Source organism: Mesorhizobium sp., from assembly GCF_004962925.1.
GTDB lineage: Bacteria > Pseudomonadota > Alphaproteobacteria > Rhizobiales > Rhizobiaceae > Mesorhizobium.
The window spans coordinates 1-1,489 of the sequence record NZ_SUEO01000202.1 but is presented as its reverse complement, the minus strand read 5'-3'; the positions used below and the strand labels follow the sequence as shown (position 1 = coordinate 1,489).

Sequence of the window (1,489 nt, the reverse complement as noted above, 5' to 3'; positions counted from 1 at the left end):
ACGAAACCTGATATCAATTTGTAGAGGACCACGCGATGAAAGATCTTCTCGGCCTGATGGGCAAAGCGAAGGAAATGCAGGCCAAGTTCCAGGCCATGCAGGACGAGATCGCCACGCTGGAAGCCACCGGGCAGGCCGGCGGCGGCCTGGTCAGCGTGACGCTGACCGGCAAATTCGAGATCAAGTCGCTGAAAATCGACCCGTCTCTGTTCAAGGAGGACGAGGTCGAGATTCTAGAGGATCTGCTTCTCGCCGCCCACAATGACGCCAGGGCCAAGGTCGAGCAGATGATGCAGGAAAAGACCCAGGCACTGACCGCGGGACTGCCGATACCGCCGGGAATGAAGCTGCCGTTCTAGCAATACTCAGCGGCCGCCATGACCGAAGAACCATCAGCCCGGCTGATAGAGCAGCGCGTCCGAAACAGGATCTATGAGATATTGGAAATCCTGGCCGACTGCGATGCGGGCGTGAATCTCGTTGGAATCAACGGCTATTTCAATCTTTTCGACGATTTCCTCCATCATCCGTCCATCGAATCCGGCACGTCGGTCCTGTCGAAGGATGAACGTGCCATCGTGCTGGAAATCACCCATCTTCTAGAAGCTGCCTGTGCGTCTACCCCCGATTTCACCAGGGCTGAGTTCGTCGAAAGCGTCTGGCCGCGGCAGATTGCACCGAAAGCAACGGACGCGCGGATGCTGTTCCTGCAACGCGGGCTGTTTTCGGAGGAGTTCGACGAGGCCAAACCCGGGCAACGGTTCGTGCCGTCAGCCAGTTAAATCTGCCCCCTAGCGGGTGTGTCTATTCCGCCACTTTCCACTTAATAACGCTTTAGCCATCTTTTTGCCTGAAAGTGTCTCATTCTTGCCGCAGCCTGGGGCGGGCTGGCAGCAGAAACGAGGGGATACCTGTTGATCTCTACCCGATGGAAGATGCCGTTGTTGCTCGGCGTCATCACCTCTCCGCTGTTTTTGGCCGCCTGCAGTCAGACCACCTCGCACGGCCTGTCCGTGGCCAGTCTGACCGATGCCGTCAGGTCCCGGCCCTCCAGTCACACAGCGAAGGACAAGGAGTGCCTCCAGCGCGCGATGTTCTTCGAATCTAACCGGTCCAGCCGTGACGGCATGATTGCCGTCGGCACCGTGGTCATGAACCGGCTGCGCTCCGGCAAGCACGGCAGCACCATCTGCCAGGTGGTCGGCGAGCGCGGGCAGTTCGCGCCGGGCGTGATGACACGGCGGATGAATTCGAAGGCGATGCCCGATGTCGAGGAGGCCGCCGAGGCGGTGCTCAAGGGCGAGCGCAAGGCCAAGCTGAAGAACTCGATGTTCTTTCACACCGCCGGCCTGCGCTTCCCCTACAAGAACATGCACTACACCATGGTTGCCGGCGGCAACGCCTTCTATGAAAAGCGCGGCCGGAACTGGAAACCGTTGCCGGACGAGCCCACGGTCGCCATGGCACAAGCCACGCCGCGGGCGCCGGC

At 60.0% G+C, this 1,489-nt stretch carries 3 protein-coding genes; all 3 read left to right on the top strand.

Features of this window, described 5'->3' with window-relative positions:
- The first annotated feature begins 35 nt into the window (after positions 1-35).
- The gene (locus E5W87_RS28490) at positions 36-359 is read left to right on the top strand and encodes a YbaB/EbfC family nucleoid-associated protein (RefSeq protein ID WP_292405087.1); all 324 of its coding nucleotides are present in this window, start codon (positions 36-38) and stop codon (positions 357-359) included.
- Positions 360-377: 18 nt separating this feature from the next.
- A complete protein-coding gene (locus E5W87_RS28485) occupies positions 378-782 on the top strand; it encodes a hypothetical protein (protein WP_292405084.1) in 405 nt (134 codons plus the stop codon).
- A gap of 153 nt (positions 783-935) precedes the next feature.
- On the top strand, positions 936-1,489 hold a 554-nt coding region (locus tag E5W87_RS28480), incomplete at its 3' end, for a cell wall hydrolase (protein ID WP_292405119.1).

What these genes read in the sequence shown, in the direction of transcription:
- E5W87_RS28490 (WP_292405087.1), top strand. Translation starts at nt 36, where the DNA reads ATGAAAGATCTTCTCGGCCTGATGGGCAAAGCGAAGGAAATGCAGGCC.
- E5W87_RS28485 (WP_292405084.1), top strand. Translation starts at nt 378, where the DNA reads ATGACCGAAGAACCATCAGCCCGGCTGATAGAGCAGCGCGTCCGAAAC.